Origin of the sequence: Aeromicrobium fastidiosum, from assembly GCF_017876595.1 — a bacterium.
Lineage (GTDB): Bacteria > Actinomycetota > Actinomycetes > Propionibacteriales > Nocardioidaceae > Aeromicrobium > Aeromicrobium fastidiosum.
This window is the reverse complement of the sequence record NZ_JAGIOG010000001.1, coordinates 3890820-3911944: the sequence shown is the minus strand read 5'-3', so window position 1 is coordinate 3911944 and position 21125 is coordinate 3890820. Positions and strand designations below refer to the sequence as shown.

Annotated in this window: 9 protein-coding genes and 1 other RNA gene; 7 read left to right on the top strand and 3 right to left on the bottom strand. The window is 63.9% G+C overall.

The window, feature by feature from the left end:
• Nucleotides 1-47 precede the first annotated feature (47 nt).
• From JOF40_RS19410 to ssrA, 6 genes are all read left to right on the top strand, one after another.
• A complete protein-coding gene (locus JOF40_RS19410) occupies nucleotides 48-1361 on the top strand; it encodes a M23 family metallopeptidase (protein ID WP_129182902.1) in 1314 nt (437 codons plus the stop codon).
• Complete coding sequence (locus tag JOF40_RS19405; protein ID WP_129182900.1) at nucleotides 1358-1840, top strand: type II toxin-antitoxin system RatA family toxin; 483 nt, start codon at nucleotides 1358-1360, stop codon at nucleotides 1838-1840. Before JOF40_RS19410 ends, JOF40_RS19405 begins: the two co-directional genes overlap by 4 nt.
• Before the next feature lie 28 nt (nucleotides 1841-1868).
• Nucleotides 1869-2345, top strand: coding sequence for an SsrA-binding protein SmpB (gene smpB, locus JOF40_RS19400; protein WP_129182898.1), 477 nt, complete (start codon nucleotides 1869-1871; stop codon nucleotides 2343-2345).
• Nucleotides 2345-3235, top strand: a complete 891-nt coding sequence (locus JOF40_RS19395) for an amidohydrolase family protein (RefSeq protein WP_246152819.1) — start codon at nucleotides 2345-2347, stop codon at nucleotides 3233-3235. Before smpB ends, JOF40_RS19395 begins: the two co-directional genes overlap by 1 nt.
• On the top strand, nucleotides 3232-4644 hold the full coding sequence (locus JOF40_RS19390; protein WP_209674724.1) for an MFS transporter: 1413 nt from the start codon (nucleotides 3232-3234) through the stop codon (nucleotides 4642-4644). Before JOF40_RS19395 ends, JOF40_RS19390 begins: the two co-directional genes overlap by 4 nt.
• A gap of 127 nt (nucleotides 4645-4771) precedes the next feature.
• Nucleotides 4772-5141: a transfer-messenger RNA gene (gene ssrA / locus JOF40_RS19385) on the top strand.
• Nucleotides 5142-5803: 662 nt separating this feature from the next.
• Here the strand turns inward: ssrA and JOF40_RS19380 are convergent.
• The 3 genes from JOF40_RS19380 to JOF40_RS19370 form a co-directional block, all read right to left on the bottom strand.
• Nucleotides 5804-7327 carry a hypothetical protein gene (locus JOF40_RS19380; protein ID WP_129182896.1) on the bottom strand — a complete coding sequence of 508 codons (1524 nt, stop codon included), beginning with the start codon at nucleotides 7325-7327 and terminating at the stop codon, nucleotides 5804-5806.
• Nucleotides 7328-7372: 45 nt separating this feature from the next.
• Nucleotides 7373-8293, bottom strand: coding sequence for a hypothetical protein (locus JOF40_RS19375; protein WP_129182894.1), 921 nt, complete (start codon nucleotides 8291-8293; stop codon nucleotides 7373-7375).
• A gap of 116 nt (nucleotides 8294-8409) precedes the next feature.
• Nucleotides 8410-8619 carry a hypothetical protein gene (locus JOF40_RS19370; protein WP_129182892.1) on the bottom strand — a complete coding sequence of 70 codons (210 nt, stop codon included), beginning with the start codon at nucleotides 8617-8619 and terminating at the stop codon, nucleotides 8410-8412.
• A gap of 335 nt (nucleotides 8620-8954) precedes the next feature.
• On the opposite strand from JOF40_RS19370, the gene JOF40_RS19360 reads away from it, so the two are divergent.
• Entirely contained in the window at nucleotides 8955-20960 is a 12006-nt protein-coding gene (locus JOF40_RS19360; protein WP_129182890.1) for a Kelch repeat-containing protein, read from the top strand.
• Nucleotides 20961-21125 lie beyond the last annotated feature (165 nt).

The window sequence follows — 21125 nt, the reverse complement described above, 5'->3', positions numbered from 1 at the left end:
GACACGTCCCGGACCTGGTCCGGGATCCTTCCCCCGAGGTCGAGGTCATGTTCTCCCACACCCGCACTGCGGTCACGTCTGCTCTCGTCGTGGCGGCGATCATCGCCGGACTGACGGCACCGTCGTTCGCCGACACCAAGGACGACCTCGAACGCCAGAAGAAGGAGGCGAGCGGGGCCGCGCAGGACGCCAAGAAGGACCTCGACGCCTCCACCAAGGAGTTCGCCGAGGCCGCTGCGGCCCTGCAGGCCGCGCAGGCCAAGCTGGGTGCCGCGCAGGCCGAGCTCGCCTCGACCCGCGGCAAGGTCGTCGTCGCCACCGCGTTCGACGCCCAGATGCAGACCAAGCTCGAGCAGAGCCAGGCTGAGCTCGAGGCGGCCCGCAGCGAGCTCGACAAGGGGGAGAAGCGCGTCGTGCGGTCGGCCAGGTCGGTCGAGGACTTCGCGGTGCAGGACTACCTCGAGGGAGACCGTGGCCTGCGCGCCCTCAGCGGTCTGCTGCAGGGCGAGGACCCGTCGACGTACGGGGAGCAGATCAGCCTCAACGGATCAGTCAGCGATCAGCAGGTCGCCACGATGCAGCGGTTGGAGGCGACTCGCGTCATCCTCAAGCTCAACCGCCAGAAGGTGCAGAAGCTGCGCGACAAGGTCAAGGCGCAGCGGGCCGAGGCCGCGGCCAACCTCGTCGAGAAGCAGCGGCTCGAGTCGGCTGCCGAGACGCAGACCGCGCAGGTCGCCGATCTCGTGACGGTCAGTGCGGACGCCGAGGCCACGGCGGCCACGGCGCGGGCCGAGGACGATCGGCGCTACCAGGAGCAGCTCGCGGAGGCGGCGCGGGTCGAGGCCGAGCTCAAGAAGCTCGCGGAAGAGGAGCTGCGCAAGGCCCGCGAGCGCGCGGCGCGCGAGGCAGCGCGCAAGGCGCGGGGCGACACGAGCCCTGATCCCGAACCGCCCACGGGCGACACCGGTGGCACGCTGACCCGTCCGGTCTCCGGCCCGATCACCTCGCCGTACGGCATGCGCGTGCACCCCATCACGGGCGTCTACAAGCTGCACGACGGCATGGACTTCGGCGTCCCGTGCGGCACGCCGGTCAAGGCCGCTGCGAGCGGGACGATCATCCAGCAGTACTTCAACGGCGCCTACGGCAACCGCATCATCCTCAACAACGGCGTCAAGCGCGGCGTCAACGTCGTCACGACCTACAACCACCTGACCCGGTTCGCGCTCAAGGCCGGTGCCACGGTCGAGCGCGGCCAGGTCATCGGCTACTCCGGGTCGACGGGCTACTCGACGGGGTGCCACCTGCACTTCATGGTGCTGACGAACGGCAAGACGGTGAACCCCGCGGGCTGGCTGTGACCCGCATCGAGTCGAGCGTCGTCGTCGACCTCGATCCCGCCGCGGCGTTCGCGGTGTCGCAGACCACGGGGGAGACGCGGCTGCGGTGGGACCCGTTCATCCACGAGCAGCACTTCCTGGACGGCGCGACGACCCCGGCCAAGGGCGTCCGTACCGAGACCCGTCACCGGTCGCGCCTGCGGATGGTCAGCGAGTACGTCTCGTTCAACCCGCCGACCAACGTCGGCATGACGATGGTCGAGGGCCCGTGGTTCTTCGCCTCGTTCGCCGGCGGCTGGCGCTTCGCTCCGGAGCCCGGCGGCGGTTGCCGGGCCACGTGGCGCTACAGCTTCCGGTGCCGCCCAGCATGGCTGGCGCCGCTCGCCGAGCGCATCGGCGCGATCGTCCTGCGGCGTGACATCGACCGGCGCATCGCGGGGTTCGCCCGAGGGTGCGCCGATCCCGTGGTCGTGGCCGCCGTCACCGCCGGCGACGCCTGACACTGGCCACGCATGGCACACTAGGTCGGTGGCCAAGGAGACCGGGCGCAAGCTCGTAGCGCAGAACAAGAAGGCGCGCCACGACTATCACATCGAGGACACGTTCGAGGCCGGCATGGTCTTGACCGGCACCGAGGTGAAGTCGTTGCGTGCGGGTCGCGCATCCCTCGTGGACGGATTCGGCGAGATCGAGCGCGGCGAGGCCTGGCTGCTCGGCGTCCACATCCCCGAGTACACGCAGGGCACCTGGACCAACCACGAGACGCGTCGTCGCCGCAAGATGCTGCTCAACCGCTCGGAGATCGACCGCATCGAGCGTCGCATCACCGAGAAGGGCCTGACGATCGTCCCGCTGTCGCTGTACTTCAAGGACGGTCGCGCGAAGGTCGAGATCGCCCTGGCCCGCGGCAAGAAGACGTACGACAAGCGGCACGCGATCGCCGAGCGCACCGCGACCCGCGAGGCCGAGCGCGATCTCGGTCGGCGGCTCAAGGGCATCCACTAGTGGGTTCCGGCCCGGTGTCGTTGCGCGACACCGATCTGCCTGAGCTGGTCGCCGCGCTCGGCATCCCCGGCATCGTCGACGTGCACACGCACTTCATGGCGCCGCAGATCCTCGAGAAGGTCTGGGCCTACTTCGACGCCGCCGGTCCGATGCTCGGACGGCCGTGGCCCATCACGTACCGGTGGAGCGACGAGGAGCGCGTCGACCACCTCCGCGCGATGGGGGTGCGGGCGTTCTCGGCGCTGTCGTACGCGCACCGTCCCGGCGTGGCCGGGTTCATGAACGACTGGACGCTGGCGTTCGCCGATCGCACCCCGGACGCCCTGCGGTCGGCCACGTTCTACCCCGAGCCGGACGCTGCGACCTACGTGCCGCAGCTCGTCGAGGATGGCGTGGACGTGTTCAAGGTGCACGTGCAGGTGGGCGACTTCGCCCCCAACGACCCGCTGCTCGAGCCGGTGTGGGGCACGTTGGCCGAGAGCGGCACGCCGATCGTCCTGCACGCCGGCTCCGGGCCCGCGCCGGGGCACCACACCGGACCGGCCGGCGTCGCCGACGTGCTCTCGCGGCATCCCGACCTGGCTCTGGTCATCGCCCATCTCGGCATGCCCGAGATCGACGAGTTCCTCGACCTCGCCGAGCGGTACCCCAACGTCCGGCTCGACACCACGATGGCCTTCGTCGACTTCTGGGACCTGCCCGTGCCCGACGGCGTCCCGGCCCGCCTGGCCCAGCTGCAGGACCGGGTGCTGTTCGGCACCGACTTCCCGAACATCCCCTACGCGTACGCCCACCAGGTCGAGGTGCTGCAACGGCTCGAGCTCGGCGACGACTGGATGCGCAGCGTGCTGTGGGGCAACGGGGCCGAGCTGTTCAGCGTCACGCCGTGAGCACCGAGGCCGGTGCGATCCGGCTCGCGACGGCGCAGGGGCGCTGGCTGCTGGCGGCGATGATCCTCGGCTCCGGCATGGCGTTCCTCGACGGCTCGATCGTGGGTCTCGCCCTGCCGTCGATGAGCTCCGACCTCGACGCGGGTGCCGCCGGCGTGCAGTGGATCGTCAACGCCTACACGCTGACGCTCGCCGCGCTGATCCTCGTGGGCGGGTCGCTGGGAGACCGGCTCGGACGTCGTCGCGTCTTCGTCGCGGGCGTCGTGCTGTTCGCCGCCTCGTCGGTGGCCTGTGCGCTCGCCCCCACGATCGAGGTGCTGGTCGCCGCCAGGGGCATGCAGGGCGTCGGGGCGGCGCTGCTCACCCCCGGGAGCCTCGCGATCATCTCGGCGTCGTTCGCCCCCGAGGACCGCGGACCCGCAATCGGCCTCTGGTCGGGCCTCTCGGGCGTCACCTCCGCGATCGCCCCGCTCGTCGGTGGATGGCTCGTCGACACCACGGGGTGGCGCGGCATCTTCTGGATCAACGTCCCGCTCGCCGTCCTGGTCGTCTGGCTGGCCGTGCGCCACGTGCCCGAGACGAAGGGCGAGCCGGGTCCGATCGACTACGGCGGCGCGGCCATCGCGGCAGCCGCGCTCGCCACGTTGACGTACGGCCTGGTCGACGAGTCGTGGCTGTGGGGATCGGGCGGCGTCGGGCTCCTGGTGGTGTTCGTCGTGCACCAGAAGGTGACACCGCACGCCCTCGTGCCGCTCGGTCTGTTCGCCGATCGCATCTTCACGGCGGCCAACATCTGCACGTTCGCGATCTACGGGGCGCTCGCGGCCTCAGGGTTCATGCTGGTGCAGCAGCTGCAGTACGTGTCGGGCTTCTCGCCGCTGCTGGCCGGTCTGGCCAGTGTGCCGATGACGATCATCATGCTGCTGTTCTCGTCGCGCGCCGGGGCGTTGGGTTCGCGCATCGGTCCGCGCTGGCCCATGACGTTCGGGCCCCTCATCGCTGCGGTGGGTCTGCTGCTGATGCTGCGCATCGGCGAGGGTGCCAGCTTCTGGACCGACGTGCTGCCGGCCTCGATCGTCTTCGGCATCGGCATCACGGTGCTGGTGGCACCCCTCACGACAGCCGTGCTGGCCGCCGCGCCGATGCAGCAGACCGGCATCGCCTCGGGCATCAACAACGCGGTCGCCCGCACGGCGTCGCTGCTGGCGGTCGCGGCGATCCCGCCGATCGCCGGCATCGCGGGCAAGGACTTCGCCGATCCGGCGGTGTTCGGCCCGGGCTTCCGCACCGGGACGCTGATCTGCGTCGGCATGCTGGTGCTCGCCGCGGCGTGCGCCGCCGGCCTCATCCACGGCCACAAGGTCGCCCCCACCCCCGCGAGTGGCACCGCGACTGGCGCAGAACTGTGATTCTGGGACGGTGTGTCCCGCGAGACCGCGCCACTCGCGCCCGGGAATGCGCCACTCGGATGCGTGGTTGAGAAGGAGTAGGATGATGTGACGGCCCGATGGTGGGGTCGTGATTGACAACTCAAGAGGGGCTGATCGGTTTCGACTAAGGTCGTTCGATTCAGGTGAAGCGGGTAGAGGATCCAGGGTTATCTCTTTAACGATCTCTGGAAACCAACAAGTGCCGATTCCAAGCGCACTGACTTCGCTCTCGCTGCTTAAGCGATAAGTGAAGGGCTGGCCCGGGGGCGTCTCCGCTCCGGATCGCCAGTCTCATCTAGGAGGCTTGCTGGTCACACGGCGTCACAGCGTGTGATCGGGACTTTTCTGTGACTGGGCCTGTCGGCGACGCGTCTGTTCGAGCGCCGGGGCCGAGAAAATCGTCCAGACAGACTGCACCCGGAGAAGCCCTGACTCAGCGCCGTAGGACCGGGGTTCGATTCCCCGCAGCTCCACTGAATGACAGAGCCCCGCTCGCCCCGGTTTTGGGCGAGCGGGGCTCTGTCATTCAGTTCAACCAGCAGAGTGAATCGAGTGGGCCCCTCGTCCGCGGCACCGTTCCGCGGCGAAGCCGCCTGCCGGTGCCGCCAGCAAGGGATCCCCGCGGCTCCCTCGCAAGCTGCCGTATTCGAACCGCGGGCGATTTGTCACGTGCGCAGTGGCAGGTGTTCCTGTTCATCCTCGGAGACGCTGAGATCAGCGGCTCCGAGGATCTGAAGGAGAGCTACTAGGGAGCAAGGGTTCACTGGTCGAGCCGCTTCAGCGGACGGCTGAAGAAGTTGGAGGACACGATGCCCCCGGCGGAGCCCAAGGACGCCGGTGAGCCTGAGGAAGCCGTACTCGTGGAGTCGCCGTTCCCTGCGTAGAGCGGTTTGAAAAGCGGGCCCGACCAATTGATCGGGCCCGCTTTGATGCAGTTCACCGGTCAATGGAGTGGCTTGCCTGTGCCAGCTTCGTTCGATTGCACCAGGGCACAGGCCACGCGCCCTACAGCCCGAGGGTGATTCGTCGCCAGGAACTCGCCAAGGTATGGCGGTCAATCCTCCGCACGGGAGCTAGCGTCGACACGGCCGAACTTCGCGAAATCTATGGCGCAGCAGAGCGAACGTGACATGGGCAGTCAGCTTTTGAAGAATCGTCCGCTGTTGAGTAGGCGAAGCCGCACTTGGTCAGGATCCGCGATGAAGTCGAGGAAGTGCAGCCAGGCGATGTGTGCCAGATCGGCCGGGATCGTCCCGTCGTGATGGCTGAGCAGGGCTTGGATTCGACTCCTATTCTTGCCGGACCTGCCTAGGTGCCCGTGCATGGTGGAATTGCGGATTGCCTTCACGTAGTGGGCTGCGGCAGTGCCCGGCGAGATGCTCTCTCGGTAGCCGGGCGAACTCAATTCCACTTCGGGGGTACCCGTCCGCCGGCGGACGTAGAAACCGCTGGCCACATCGTCTAAAGCAGCGACACCTCGCTCGGCGTTTGGTAGAAGGAGCTTGGCGGCATCCCTATTCATCGTGCCCCGTACGCGCTCTAGTACCGCCCTCGCGTTTCGTGCGTCTGTCATTTGCTCCATAGAACGGCCCAGGAATGGGTAGAGACTGTCAAGCACTGTAAACGCCAAGGTGCGCGCGGCATTCGCGTCGCGGTAGGCACCCTGAAGCGAAGCCATCGAAATAAACAACTGTTCGACGGTCAGGGTCGCTTCGAGCTGCCGGATGGCCGAGTACTTGCCAGTCCCATCGACGTGCACGGCTGGGTCGGACACGTACGACATCAGTTGGTCGAGCCGGTCCACCCACCACTTGAGTGCTTCAGCGATCGCAGCAGCATCGATCTGCGGAAGGGAGGGGCGGCGCTGTTGCTCGGTGGACGTGAGTAGTTGAAGGAGTTCCGATGAGTCGCCCGGCGCTCCGTTGATGGCCCGGCCGAGCCCAAAAATAATCACCCCCTTGCTGCGCGTTGCAGCGAACCCCCAAACAGCCGGGCTCAGTGACCCGAGCAGCGGCCGCACATACGCTTCGGAGGTGTAGAGGCCCGTCTTGAGCCCGTGCCCGGCCGCGAAGATGATGCCAGAATCGGCGCTCACAGCCGCCGCTAGCTCTCGGCGTGTAATGCCCGCCTCCACGCCCAATATTAGCGAGGGCAGAGTGAGTCTGGTCAGCAACTCAGGCTGTCGAAGGACCAGATGTACGCTCGCATTCGCGAACACCTCGGGCCATCCGTCTGGGCCATCGACTCGACGCAGCCCCTCGGCAATCAGCCTGGTCTGATCGCCTAGGTGTTCGGCTTGAACGACAGAAGCTACCGCGCGCGCATGGTTGACCATGTCGATCAGTTGCGATGAACCCTCGAGTTTTTGCCCGAGGTTTGCGAGCGCTGCCGTCGCCTCAGAGTTCAGGGCTATCGGGACGATTTCTTGTATCTCCGACAGGCGGTTCCATCGGTCGCGTAGGTTGGGAAGGTCGGGACGGCTAATGGTGAGTAGATCGAACAGGTTGGCATGCTTACGTAGAGGGTGCCGCTCGTCAGCCGCGATCCGCCAAGCGTTCGGGCCGGTCTGCTGGCTATGTAGTCGTGCCGCACGGAGCAGCCCTGCGGGGTCGCCGTCCCATACCCACTCTGGAAGTTCGATTGATGCGAAAGGCTCAGGCACCAGACGACACTAGTCGGCGTCGCCGGCGACTGGCGTAGGTTCGAGCTAGATGACCAAGTACCGCTGACGGAGGACGTCGTACACGCCAGTCGCGTCATCGGGGACCGGGAAGCCTGCCCTCTTGCTGAGTAGGCTGAGGCGAGCTTCGCGTTTCTGAGCGTTTGCCGACAGCATTTGAGTCCCGATCTTGGTCTTCCATTCGGCGGCGAAGATACGTTCAGCGTCGTCGGTGCATGCGAATCCGTGATCCAGCGTGGTGACGAGTTTGAGCAGCAAGGCGCATGCCGCTTTCGCTTCAAGTAGTCCAAACTCGATCGGCTCGTTCAGCCTGACGTCTGCGAGCCGCAGAGGCAGGTCGCGAAGCCCAAAACCGGCCGAGCAATCCTTGGCTTCCGCGGTCGTGCTGACTGCTAGGTCACTTGCGAGACGACCCCCATGAGCGCACGAGTTGCGGACTTCCTTGAAGCTCCGAAACGTCACAAGTAGATCGTCTAGACGAGCCGGTAAGCACCGAGACGATTCTGACAGCGGCAGCGAGTACGCGCGGGTGAGGCCGTCAGATGGTGACAAGGACGCGAGGAAGTCTGGCCCGCCTTCTTTCTTGCCGGTCCAGCTCTGGGACGGGAACATCAGCCGTTCGCGCTGTGTCTTGTTTCCGATCTCGAATCCGGCGACCCACCCCTCGTACAGCCCGATTGCCTGGAAGAGAGTGAGCACACCCAGCTCATTCAATTGGCTTTGCCACGTCGTATCCAGGCAGTGGCGGCGGAGGTTGGCGCTGCCGATGTCACTGCCGGCAACGAATCGTCGCTCGAGCTCGTCATTGCGCGCTCCTGGTCGCTCCGAGACATACCCAGCGACCTGCCAGCGCAAGTTCCACATCGCAGCAGCTGTCGGGTTGACGAAGTCGTAGAGCCGAGTCAGTTGCGCTTGGAACGTTCGAGAACTGGGAAAGAAGAGGGGCATGCCACAGTGTGCATGAGGCATTTGATGCCCACGGGTGAAATACGCGAGTTAGATTGCTGCCCCGCAGGGTGGCGGGTTTGCTCCTGCCGACAGCAAATCAGCTGTGCTCGACTCGTCTAGTCGCTATCGGTCACGCATTCACTAAAGTCTGGCGTTAGTTCTTGCAATGCCATCTGGTCATCTTCATTGCCACTGAAGGCATTTTTGCCTTTGACGATTGCTTTCAGGGTCTTGTCTGAGACGTCGGACTCAACGAGGACTTTGGCTATGCACGGGATAGCGGCATCTGGGATGGCGGCTCCGAACGAGCTGCTGTTGCCGCTCATGGCCCTCGATACTTCGGCCTGGGTTGGGCGGTCGGGGCTGACTCCGCCGCTACAGGCTCCGACCGAGCCCAGGAGAGCGAGCCCGGCGGCGCAAAGCCGAATTTTCATGTCGCCCCCTGATTGAGCGCGCCGAACTGGGCGCACCACGACGTCGTGACCTTCAGAAGGTAACAGCGTTGTGCCTGTCGGGACTCGGTTAAGGAAATTCTCAGAAAGATGCAGACAAGTAGTCGCCGACTCTGCCAATATCTCGGTGTCGCCTGCAACCTGTTGAGTCACGACAGTGGTGGTGCTGTACCAATCCGGCACGACATCAATTGCACGCAGGGGGCAGCATGCAAACCCAACACCGCCGTTCAGGTTCGGATTCTCGGACGAAGCGCGCGACGGCCGGAGGGCGTCGACGGTCAAAGCGCCGTGTTTCGCTGGGTTGGCTGCTTGCTCCAGTCGTCGCGCTCGCGATGATTGCGACCTTGATGACCGGCGCGGATCTTCCGAGATTGGGTAGCGATAACGGCGCGACGCCGGTATCGATGGATGTACCCATGATGAAGCCGGGCGACCGGCCGAAGTCTCAAGCGGTTGAACTCGCAGCACCTGATGCGGCTTTGGCAACCACTTTGAAGCGTCTCCTGCCGGGCGGGGATGCGGGTAAGTCGCTGGCAGCGCCAACACAGCCAGACGGTACTTCGCTGTCGCCTGATGTGCCGAAGAAGTCTGTCAAGACGTGCTCTGAACCAACGGAAGAGAACACGTTCTTCCCCACCGACAGTCTCGAGAAGATTTGCACATACTCGGAGGTAGCTCAAACAGCGGTGCCTGGGGATGCCCCCTTGTTCGAGCCAGCCGCGGGATCCAAGGCCAATCCGTTGCCGGAGCCCGAGGAGCCGGCTGAGACGCCGGCACCCGTCGCACCGACCCCGACGGTGCCGCCGAGTGAGGTCCCAGCCGAGCCCGAAGAAGCCGAGCCGACGCCGTCGGATCCCACACCCTCGGAGCCTCAGACCTCGGAGGCAACTCCAACCGCTCCCGCACCTACGGGTACGGCCACGACAGACGCGCCGCGTGACGGAGCTTCGGTACCGTCGTCGTCTCGGGGGGACAGCAGCGGCGCGATAACACAAGCCAATTTCGTCCAGGCGCCGCAGTCGGGTGCCTCCGGTGAGTACTTCTCGCCGAACTGGGTCCAAGCGACCACTCCCACGTCGCCTTCGACGCCGTACAAGGCTGCATCTGCGTATGACAAAGCGCGTCAACAGATCGTGCTTTTCGGTGGCGCGCCCTCCAACATCCAAGACAATACGAACGGCGACACTTGGATCTGGGCATCAGGCACTTGGACGAAGCTCAACCCGGCGACCAAACCACCGGCGCGCTTCCACCAAGCAATGGCTTGGAGCCCTGAGCACAACGCCGTTGTGATGACAGGTGGCCAGCGATGGCTCAACGGCACCAGCACAATCTTCAACGACACCTGGAAGTGGACCGGCACTGACTGGGTCCAATTGACTCCTACCGGAACGTTGCCACCCGAGCGTGCCGCGGCTTCAATGGTTTGGAGCCAGGATCTTCAAGGTCTCGTCATGTTCGGTGGCCAAAGATTCCTTGTGCTCCGCAACGACATGTGGCTGCTGAAGAACAACGTCTGGTCGCAGCTGGTCGCCAACGGTGCTGCGGGTGCGCCGCCGGTACGGAGTACGGCTGCAATGTCGTACTCCGAGGCCAACGGCCATATCGTGCTGTTCGGCGGGCTCGCCGGCACCAGCTCCAATGGACTATGCCCCAACGTTGGCTGCGCATATCGCGGCGATACGTGGGTCTATGACAACGGGGCGTGGACGCAACAGACACCAGCTCACACACCGTCTGCCCGTGCTGACGCGGCAATCGCCTACGACCCCGGCATCGGCGGTCCGGTGCTCTATGGCGGGTTCATCTCCGACGCGACAACGGCCACGATCTACAACGACACCTGGGCATGGAACGGCGTCGACTGGTTGAAGGCGACCGGCATTGCGTCGCCGCCGTCGACAAATGGTGCAGCCATGGCGGCAACTGACAACGGGCAAGTCGTCATGTACGGGCGGTTCGGAACGACGACCGGTCAGACCTGGACATACGACACCAACCTGCCAGTCCTCAGCATCGACTTGACGGGTGCGTCCGGGGGCACGACAGCCGCCCCAGTTTTCTATACTGGGGACGCCGCAACGGTGAAGATCACGGCAACCAACACCGGCGTCAACCCGATCGACGGCAACAGTCGTGCCAGCGTCGTGTCAGCGCTCGACGGGACGTTGCTCGCCGGCGGTTCTTTGCTGACATGGGCCGGAAATCAGCTAAGCGCATGTGCTCCGGGCGGAACTTCCCTATGTGGTCTTGTCGAATCGCTGGCAGTTTCGGTCGCCAACATCACCATCCCAGCCGGGGTCACCAACACCAGCGTGGGCAACTACGTCGCTACGGTACTTGGCTCGACCCGTGGGTGCTCGATCGTCAACGTCCCAGCGACGGCCTCCTCGATCTTGGGTGCGTCAGCGACAGTCACCAAGCCAATGACGGTCTGCGGTGGCGGACTTGGTACTGAGGATTGGTGGACGTATGACTCCACCGACATCGGCAACGGCGGATCAGCCAGTGTGAACGTCGCCAATGGCAACTTGGTCGTCAAGCAAGCTGACTCGACGCCCATCCAGAATCACGGCGACCTCGCGTTCTCCCTCGGTCGGGTCTACAACTCCCAGGAGAACATGAACGGTGGAGGCCCGCTCGGTGCCGGTTGGCAGTTCGACATCGGGGAGACAGGCGAAAGCGCCGGTTCAGGATTCGGAATCGCAGGTCTCAAGGTGCCTAGCCTTCAGACTGTTTCGCAGCCGCTGTCGATGACCTACGTCGACCGCGACGGCACGCGACACGTGTTCGCTCTGAGATCATTGGCCGCGACCGTGGGTGACGTCTCTTTGCCGATTGATCTGAGCGGTGGTGCAGGCTCGATTGGGGAGTCGATCCTCAACCTCTTGAATCCGGCAACGCTCCCTTTCAACGCCAAGCCGAAGGAAGAGGATAACCTCCCCTACTCGGGTCTGTGCATCGACCAGGCGTATCAAGCGGCGGCCGGCACCGACATGTACCTCTTCCGATATGTGGGTGTCGGATCGTCTGGTTGCAGCAACGCAGCCGATCCTCAAGCGCTGAACATCGGCTGGTCGCTCGTCAGGCCAGACCGGGTCCGCTACGACTTCAACGTGGCGGGCAAGCTGATCCGCGTTACGGACGCGGCCGGAAATGTGATGGTCTACGAGGCCTCGATCCAGTACGGACCCACGCAGATCTACGCCAGGAAGTGCACGCCCCAGGACGGCGCTGCCTGCCCCCGCTACACCATCAACTACGACGCCGGAGGAGCAGCCGCTGGCGACAATCGCCACGTCAAGGTCACTGACCCGGCCGGACGTGTCACCTCGTACGTCGTGACCAAGGATCCGATTCCGCAGCTTCTCCAGGTGTGGGACCCGGGCAACCCCATCTCCACAGATGCTGGAACGCGCCCGTCAGCTAGCTACACCTATAAGACGCCGACCCAGAACTGCCAAGGCTCGGCCCCGAACACTACGACGATCGGCGCGATGTGCTCGGTCACTGATGCCAAGGGCAAGAAGACAACCTTCACTTACACGCCTTCATTCATCGACGGTGCGCCTATCGGCGCAGACCGCGTCCTCTCGGTCACCGACCGTCGGGGCAACGACACAGGCGGCTCGACCAAGGGTCTTCGCACCCAGTACGGCTACACGTTCTCCACCAGCACGGCTGTCGAGGATTATGTGACGGCCGACATGGCCGCGCCTGTGACCTTCGGGGACAGCGTCCCGGCCACGGGTTGCAACGCGAATGCTGCTTGCCAGCGCAATCGCTACCGCAGCATCGATGAGCGTGGCCGCATCGGTGAGATCGATCGGGGCAGCGCCAACGACCAATACGTGAAACAAGCCGGCTACTTCTGGGACGGGAACCCCTGGGGCACCGGCGGCGCGCCAGGAACTTGCCGCCAACCAGACAATCTCGTCGACAACAACTTGTGCCAGGTCATCACTCGAGCTGTCCCACGCTCGGCACCATTCGTTCTGAACGACGTGCAGACGGGAACAATCGACGGAGTCAGCGTCGCCGATCAGGGGGTTGGGTTCCAGTACGGCGACATGGGGCAGCTGCTGCGCAAGGTTGAAATCGCGAACCCCGCTGGTGGCTGGAGCAACACCAATGCCAACATCACCACTTACGGCACACATGACCAATACTTCGATGCTGACGGCCGACAGCGGTCCTTCGACAACAGCGTCACCGGTTCAGGCAATGTCCAGTCCACCGCAGGCTCAGCGAACTACGCACCATCGGTGAAGACGGACAGCCCGATCGCGTACTACAGGTTGGGCGAGAAGACCGGCACCACGATGGCCGATGCCAGTGCAGGCGGCAACTCCGGTGTATACGCGACGACCACACAGCTCGGCCAGCCGGGGGCAGTTCCGGGGAACACGGCAGTCGGGCTGGCACCCAACGCGTGGACAGGTGGCGTGAGCTCTCTCGCCGGGTTCGCATCAGGTACCAGTGCAGCTGACTCGGACTTCACGGTCGAGTCATGGGTGAAGTCGACAAGCACTGCGACGGACTATCAAGTGAGCTACGGCCTTTCGGGCAACCAGCAACTCGTGACAGGCCGCTACTCCGGTGGACTCCCGTGGGTCTACATGCAGTCTGACGCGGCTAACGGCAAGCTCATCAACGTCGTCGGCACCACGCCGGTAACCGACGGGCAGTGGCACCACGTCGTCATCAGCTACGACGGCTCCGGTCAAGCCAGTGGCGTCAAGATGTACGTCGACGGCCAGGCCAGCGGCACAACGATCTACAACGACACCCTCGATGGCGCGTTCGCAGCAGCTGGATCACCGCTGTCATTGGGCTATCACGGCACTGACCTGTCGTACCTGGACGAGGTCGCCCTGTACTCGAAGGTCCTTTCGCCCGCCAGGATCAACGCCCACCGACGTGCCGCGTACGGCACCACTCGCATCCAGGCCGGAACCCTCTACGGCGTGACCGACCAAACCCAGATCCTCCCTCCTCGGGGAAACGCGCCGGGCGCTTCATGGGGCGACTACCTGACCACGATGCGCCTCGATGTCCCGGCCGACGGAGAGCTCGCGAGCGCGAACAAGACCAGCGGAAGCTCAGTATGTGGAAGTTCGCCTACGGGCAACACCGGCCTCGTGTGTGAGACGAGCACCCCTGCATCTGCAGGGGTCAGCTCCGGTGATTGCACGTCACCGAGCTCGAATCTAGCGCCCGGCAGCCCGACGGCACCCGTCAGCAGCGGATACAGCTACACGTGCACGACGTACACCTACGACGAGCAGGGCCAACGCACCGCAATGAGGTCGCCCAAGGCCCATGAGACGGGCTCGAGCGACAAGACCACCTACACGTACTACAAGGACGTCCCCACCTGCGACACCAGTGGAGAAGCGCCGAAGGCTCGCAGCTGTGATCTCACCAGGTCAATCTCTGCAGGCGGGTGGCTCAAAGCTGTCACAGACCCGAACGGCAAATCGGTCGTCTACGCCTACGACCGGGCAGGCAACGTGGCCCGCACATGGGATCGCAACGCCACCAACGGCAAGTCGCTGGATGCCGACTGGACAAATGCTGCCAATCCGCCATCGATGAAGTACGCGGAGAAGAACTTCGCAACGCCAGTCACCTCCGCAGCGTTGTCGGCGTCGTACTCGGGAACAGTCGTCGTGCGACCAGATGGCACGGTGTCTGGCTCCGGCACCAACGCTACGGGCGAACTTGGGACAGGATCTACGGCAAGCCAAAGCACGCCCGTCGCGGCGAAGGTCTTGAGCAACGTCGTGCAGGTCGGCCAAACCGGCAACGGCGCGTTCTCCGGCTGCAAGATCACCTTCGCGCTCACGGGTGCAGGCGAAGTGTTCACCATGGGAGCGGGAACAAGCACGCCAACTAGGATCGCCGGCCTGAGCGATATCAGCTCGATCGCGCCCGGCGGTTGCGGTCTCCTCGCACTAGATGGCGACGGCAACGTGTGGGGATGGGGATCCAACAGCGCAGGTCAGATCGGCAACGGATCCGCAGGCGGGTCAGTGTCCACGCCCGTCCAGGTGCTGTCCGGAGTGGCATCCATCGGATCGGGAACGATCCACAGCCTTGCGGTGAAGACAGACGGTTCCGTTTGGACTTGGGGAGCCAACAACTACGGCCAGCTCGGCACCGGTGACACAAGCACTCACAACAGTCCGACGAAGATCCCGTCGTTCAGCCGTGCCGCGGCCATCAGCGGGGGAGTCGCAAGCTCCTACGTCATCAAGCGGGACGGATCAGTATGGTCATTCGGCGACAACACCTCCGGAGCGCTCGGAATTGGCTCGACCGATGCATCCTCCTCGACTCCCAAGCGAATCACCTCGCTCGGGGAGGGGACGGCTGCGGGACTCGTACGCGAAATCGCGGGAACGGCGTATGGCGCAGCTGCGCTCATGACCGATGGACGGGTTCGCGCGTGGGGTCTCAACAACGGCGGGCAGCTTGGTGGCGCGACCACTGACGCTAGCGCGGCCTCTCCCGTACTTATTCCGGGCGTGTCCGACCAAGCGGCAATCTCTGGCGGTTGGGCCACCTACCTCACCGCGAACCGAGCTGGTGCGACCACCATCTGGGGAGACACAGGCTCGAATCAGCGCGGTGACGGGACCAGCCCGGCGACCTCGGCCCCCAGCGTGACTGGACACACGATTTCGCCCTACGACGTCCCGTGGAAGTACTCGCGCGCCTCCCGCGATCCCGTAGGAAACCTGGCCACTCAGGTCACCAATAGCTCAGGCGAACAGCGTGTCACCCGACCTGCGCGCGGCAACGCGATCACCACCAGCGCCTTCGACGTAACAGCGACGTTTGATGCCAATGGCAACCGCGTCTCTGCGATGACGCCGATGGAACGAGAAGGCACCAAGAGGTCCACCACAACTTTCGACCCCTTTGGCAACGCTACCCGCAGCACCGATCCTCGTGGTAATGCGACCCTGACAAGCTACGACATCGTCAACCGAGCCAACGCAATCCGCACCACTCGGGCTGATGCTGCCAATTCGCCTGCCTCTGTGTGCGTAGCTAATGCCTCGGCAAGCGACCCGTGGGCTTCCGCGCAGGTCGGCCACAAGGTTTGCGTCCTCTCCTCCACCTACGATGGCGCTGATCACACGATCACTACGACTGACCAGAATTCTCAGACTTCGAAGACCACATACGACGGGGTTGGCCGGAAGGTCCGTCAGACATCGCCACGCAACTCCGGGGCGTACACAAACCTGTCGACGATCTGGAACTACGACCGCGACGGCAATGTCACCGATGTTTGCCCGCCCCGACAATTCGACTCGGCACACGAAGCCAACACCACAACCGGGTGCACCAGTACTGGTGCCTACTCCAGCCACACGAGCTACGACAGGGCGGGTCGCGCCGCCACGCAGACGTCCTACCGAGTCACGAGTGCGACTACTGCGACAGCGCTGATCTCCTCGACAACCTTCGATGCCGACGGCAACCCCATCATTTCGGTCGACGCCAACGGACACGACACCACCTTCACCTACGACCTGCTCGGCCGGCGGCTCACACAATCCGCCCCGCGATCAGATACGAAGCGATACTCCACTAAGTGGAATTACGACGCGGCGGGAAACGTCACGTCCATCCAGGCACCCGGCTCGTTGAACATCGGATCGGGTCGAGACGGTCGGATCACTGTCGACGGCACGACTGCAGCCAACTCGTCCGACGGCATCGTTCACAATCGGGCCAATCCGTTCTTGATCCCAGACGGTGCACAGTATCGATCGGTGCGACTGACTGGCGGTGGCTGGATCAAGTCTGCCTCGCCCGTCGGTCTGATGTTCAGCGCGACCGAGGATGTCACCATCTGTGCCACGTGCGGCGTGGATCAGTCCGGAACCGGTTACAAGGGCGGTGCGGGCGGGAACAACGGCGGCCTCGGCAGCGCCAACGGACTCAACGCGCAAAACCCGAACTCCGACGGCAACAACGGCAACGGCGGCCACTTCGGCTATAACCAGACCCTGAGCGCCGGCGGTGGTGGCGGCGGCGGACACAAGACAGCAGGAACTGCGGGCCTTCCGACCCCTCCGACCCCCGGTGGCGCAGCTGGCCTCGCCTCGGGAACAGAAGACTTCTCCGACGTCGGCACCGACTACCTGGTCGGGTCAGGTGGTGGTGGCGGTGGAGGAGGTCAGGCGCTCCTGGCCCCGGCCGGAGGCTCTGGCGGAAACGGCGGCGGATACGTCCGGATCACTGCCAGTACTGTGACGGTCGCTGGACAGATCGATGCCAGCGGAAAAGCCGGTATCACCAGTTCTGGCAACAGTGGAGCAGGCGGCGGTGGCGCAGGCGGAGGCATCTGGCTGGCTGCACCCGAGATCACCCTGGGGTCGCCCAATGTGCTGAACGTGTCCGGTGGCGCAGGCGGTACGACCACTAACAATCTCAATGGTGGTAGCGGTGCCAGCGGGTATGTTCGCATCGACGCCGACACGGTCAGCAACCCACCAGCCGGAGCGAACCGCACCCGCGCAGCCAACATCACGTCGTACTCCTACGACGCAAACAACCGAGTCGTTGACACGTTGTTGGGCGCTCAGACCCTTAGCGCCGACCCAACGGTGGACGCCAGCTCGCGCGCCGTCCCAGACGCTCAGGGACTGTTCAACACGCGAACCCGCAACGTCTACGACCCCGACGGGCGTGTCGTCTCGGTGCTCCCACCACAAGCGTTCACCGACGCGGCTTCGCTCAACAACCCAAAGACCGACACAGCGGGACGAACTGACTTCGACCTCAACGGCCGAGCCGTTGCAACGTACGACCCGAGGTACAACTCCACCGTCGATGACAAGGGGACCGGCAACGACGGCGGCACCGGGGTGAACCAACAGGCCGTTCAGTGCCCAACAGGTGCCAAGCCCCAGACGGTAGAAGGCCTGGGAAGCTATGCCAGCGACGTAGGAGTCTGCGTCACCCGCACAGTCTTTGACGCGAACGGCAATGTCGCCGTGGCGTACATGCCGACCAGCAGTGGCGACGACAACAGGCGGACCGAGTACACCTACAGCGACGACAACCTCCCCTTGTCGGTCACCGGTCCTGACCCCTCCGGCTCTGGCCGCGTCACAATCTCCAAAACCTTGTACGACGGTGTGGGCCGGCCGATCAAGACCACTGACGCACAGGACCACTCAACCGTCACGACCTACACCGCAGACGGTCTTGTTTCGTCGACCAATGCCCAGGGCTACACCATCGGCAGCACGACGGTCACCCATCTGACACAGATGGGCTACGACGCCAACGGTCAGCAGACGACGAGCATCGCCCCGAACGGCTCGACGTCGCCAGCCAATTTCACCACGACCACCACCTACTCATCCGATGGGCTGACCGCCGCGGTTAGTGCACCTGGGACATCCGCTGGATCGTTCAACACGACCAACTACACCTACGACCTTGTAGGGAACCCGCTAACCGTCAAGTCGCCGGAGCAGGTCGCTGCGGGGACATCAGGAAAAGCGGCTGTCAACACGTTCACGTGGGACAACATGATTGCCACTACCGCCAACCCGATCGAATTTGGCTCTGGCACAGGCTCGTACAGGACAACCCGTTACAGCTACACCCCTTCGGGTCAGAAGTCTTCCGCCGAGATCGCTAGGTGCGACAGCGCCAACCTCAGTGACTGCACGCCGTCGAACGCTGCATGGCACTCCGGGGGCACAACACGCTATACGTATGCGCCGAACGGTCTGAACGTCGATCAGATCGGCAAGGACAACAAATCGATCACGAAGGAGTACGACCAGGCCGGCAGAGTCAAGAAGATCACCGACCCAACGTCAGACATCACGATCAGTGCGAACTACTACCTCGACGGACTGCTGCGGACCGTTGGCGACAACAAGAACTCGAATACCTACGCCTACGATGCTCGAGGCCAAGTCAGCGCTCGATCCGACGAAACGCCCTCGAATGGGGTTACCGGTGGCGCGGTTCAACGAACCTCCTACGGCTATAACGACGCAGGGCTTCCCACGAAGATGACCAGCGGCGTCAACTCCGGCAACACCACGTCCATGTCGTACGACTCGGCCGGACGTCTGCTGCAGAAGACCGACAACGGGGGGAGTGGTCAAACCACCACGTACGATCCCCAGCCGGACAACACTCTCGGCGCGACCGAAACGAAAGTCTCGGGCAGCACAGTCGCCAAGTTCGAATATAAGTACGACAACAACGGCAACATCAAGAACCAGGCTGTCACCGGCAGCGTCCCGAACTACGCCAACACCTACTCATACAACCCGGCCAACAACATCACCGACTACACGCGTTCGGGCACCAGCCCGGCACACGTGGCGTACACGTGGGACCGCAACGCCAACAGGTTGACGGCGGCAACTGACGCGCAAGGCCCTGCTCCGGCGTCGACGAGCACATGGACCTATCGGGTCGATAACTCAATCGCTAGGCAGGTAACGACGAGCCGGTCAACCCGAGATTTCAACTACAGCAACGCCGGCCTGCTGACCAGTGACGGCTGCAACACGTTCACCTACGACGATTTCGACCGCAGCTCGCATGTGGCAACGTCAGGAAGCACTGATTGCGGGGGGGACTCGTTCACCACCGACTACACCTACGATGGATTGGACCGTCAACGCACGGCCAATGTTGACGGTTCGACCGAGGTATCGAACTCGGCGACCAAGACGGTATTTGATGGCTTGAGCAACACCATGGTCGGCCAGATAAATGCGGCCACCAACGGAACGACCTCGCCGAATGTGCTCTATCAGCTTGGGCCTGACGGCTCGCACGTTGCGATGAAACAAACGGTCAGCGACGCAGCAACGTCGTACTTGATCGATGACGGCCAGGGAAACATCTCGACCCAGATCACCACCGGCGGCAACACCGCATGTGAGGCGTCGTATGACCCGTTCGGCAACCCCGGTTACCCAACCGCGACATCGAAGAAGATGTGTGCCGCAGGCGGCAGCCAGGCCGCCACTACAGGCAACGCGGCTTGGTATCGCGACCAGACTCGCGACGGCGGCACCGGCAACTACCAGCTCGGTGCCCGCACCTACAGCCCGGCCCTGGCTTCCTTCACCGGACCGGATAACTACCGGGTCTCCGACGCCGGTACGGACCTGAGCGTTGGTGTCGACCCACTGACTCAAAACACCTACACCTACGTCAATGGCAATCCCGTCAATGCGTTCGACCCGACCGGTCACTTCGCAACGGCTTCTGACGATGGACAGTCGTCTCCCAGCGGCTACTACGCGACCGATGGTTTCAACAGGTACTACACAACGACGAAGGTTACTGGCCAGGGGAAGGTCTACGGGGTGCGCCGGTCCGACCTAGTCAAGACTGGTCGTGCTCGAGACGCGCTGGGCGGATTCCTTTCCTCGATTTCAGGGACGGTCGACGCTCTCTCGATGCTGTCACCTCAGCGTTTCTTGGCACGTCAGGTCGGGTTGGACCGGACATCGTCCACACTGGTTCAGGACTTCACTGACTGGGCAACGGGGGCGGAGCGCGGCACGCTGAACTACCAGAGGGGCGAGGCAGTTTCGCTCCTGGGAGGGCTTCTCACTGCGCCAGCCGAGGGTTCAAGCCTGGGTTTGAGGTCGTTGTCGACATTGAAGTTTGGGCGGTACGGGAGTGCTGCGCGGGACTCTGCCGAGACTGCCGCGTCAATCGGACGAAGGGTGACGTCTGGGTCGTCGCGCCCGCTGAAGTCTGTGGAGACCGCAGGCAGTAGCGGGTCCAAGGCCCGCGTGACGAAGCCTGTGGCAGAGGTGTCGAGGCCGGATAGCTTTGCTGGAGTGCGAGAAGCGTCGCAGTACATGCGCGATGCAGGTGTCCCGCGAAGCGTCCGAAAAGAGGTTGTCGATTCGTTCGAACGCGGAACCATCAGCGTGCAGAAGGCAGGCACCGACACCTACGGGTTGAGATACTTTGGGGACGGCTCAGGAGCAGTGGGTCGATATCTAACTCCGACATTTCCGGCCGGACGTAGTTCACTGGCACTACCGCCAGGCAATTCAATGGGTTCAATTGCTCAATTCCGGATCCAGGAAGGCGCGACGTACTTCTCAGGACGGGTGGGACCAAACTTCGGCCAGCCAGGTGGGGGAACACAGTACTTCGTGCCAAACCTCGCAGATTTGAGCCGACAGTGACACGAGATGCATCGCTTGACGCGCTAGAGGCGGAACTTCGAGCGGAGCTTGCGCAGCCCGCACAGTCGCGCAGTTCCGAAGCTGGCGATGATGACTTGAGATGGGCGGTTGACGTCGTATCAAAGGCTCGTCGGTTGATTGACGCGGGCGATGTCTCGCGCGCAT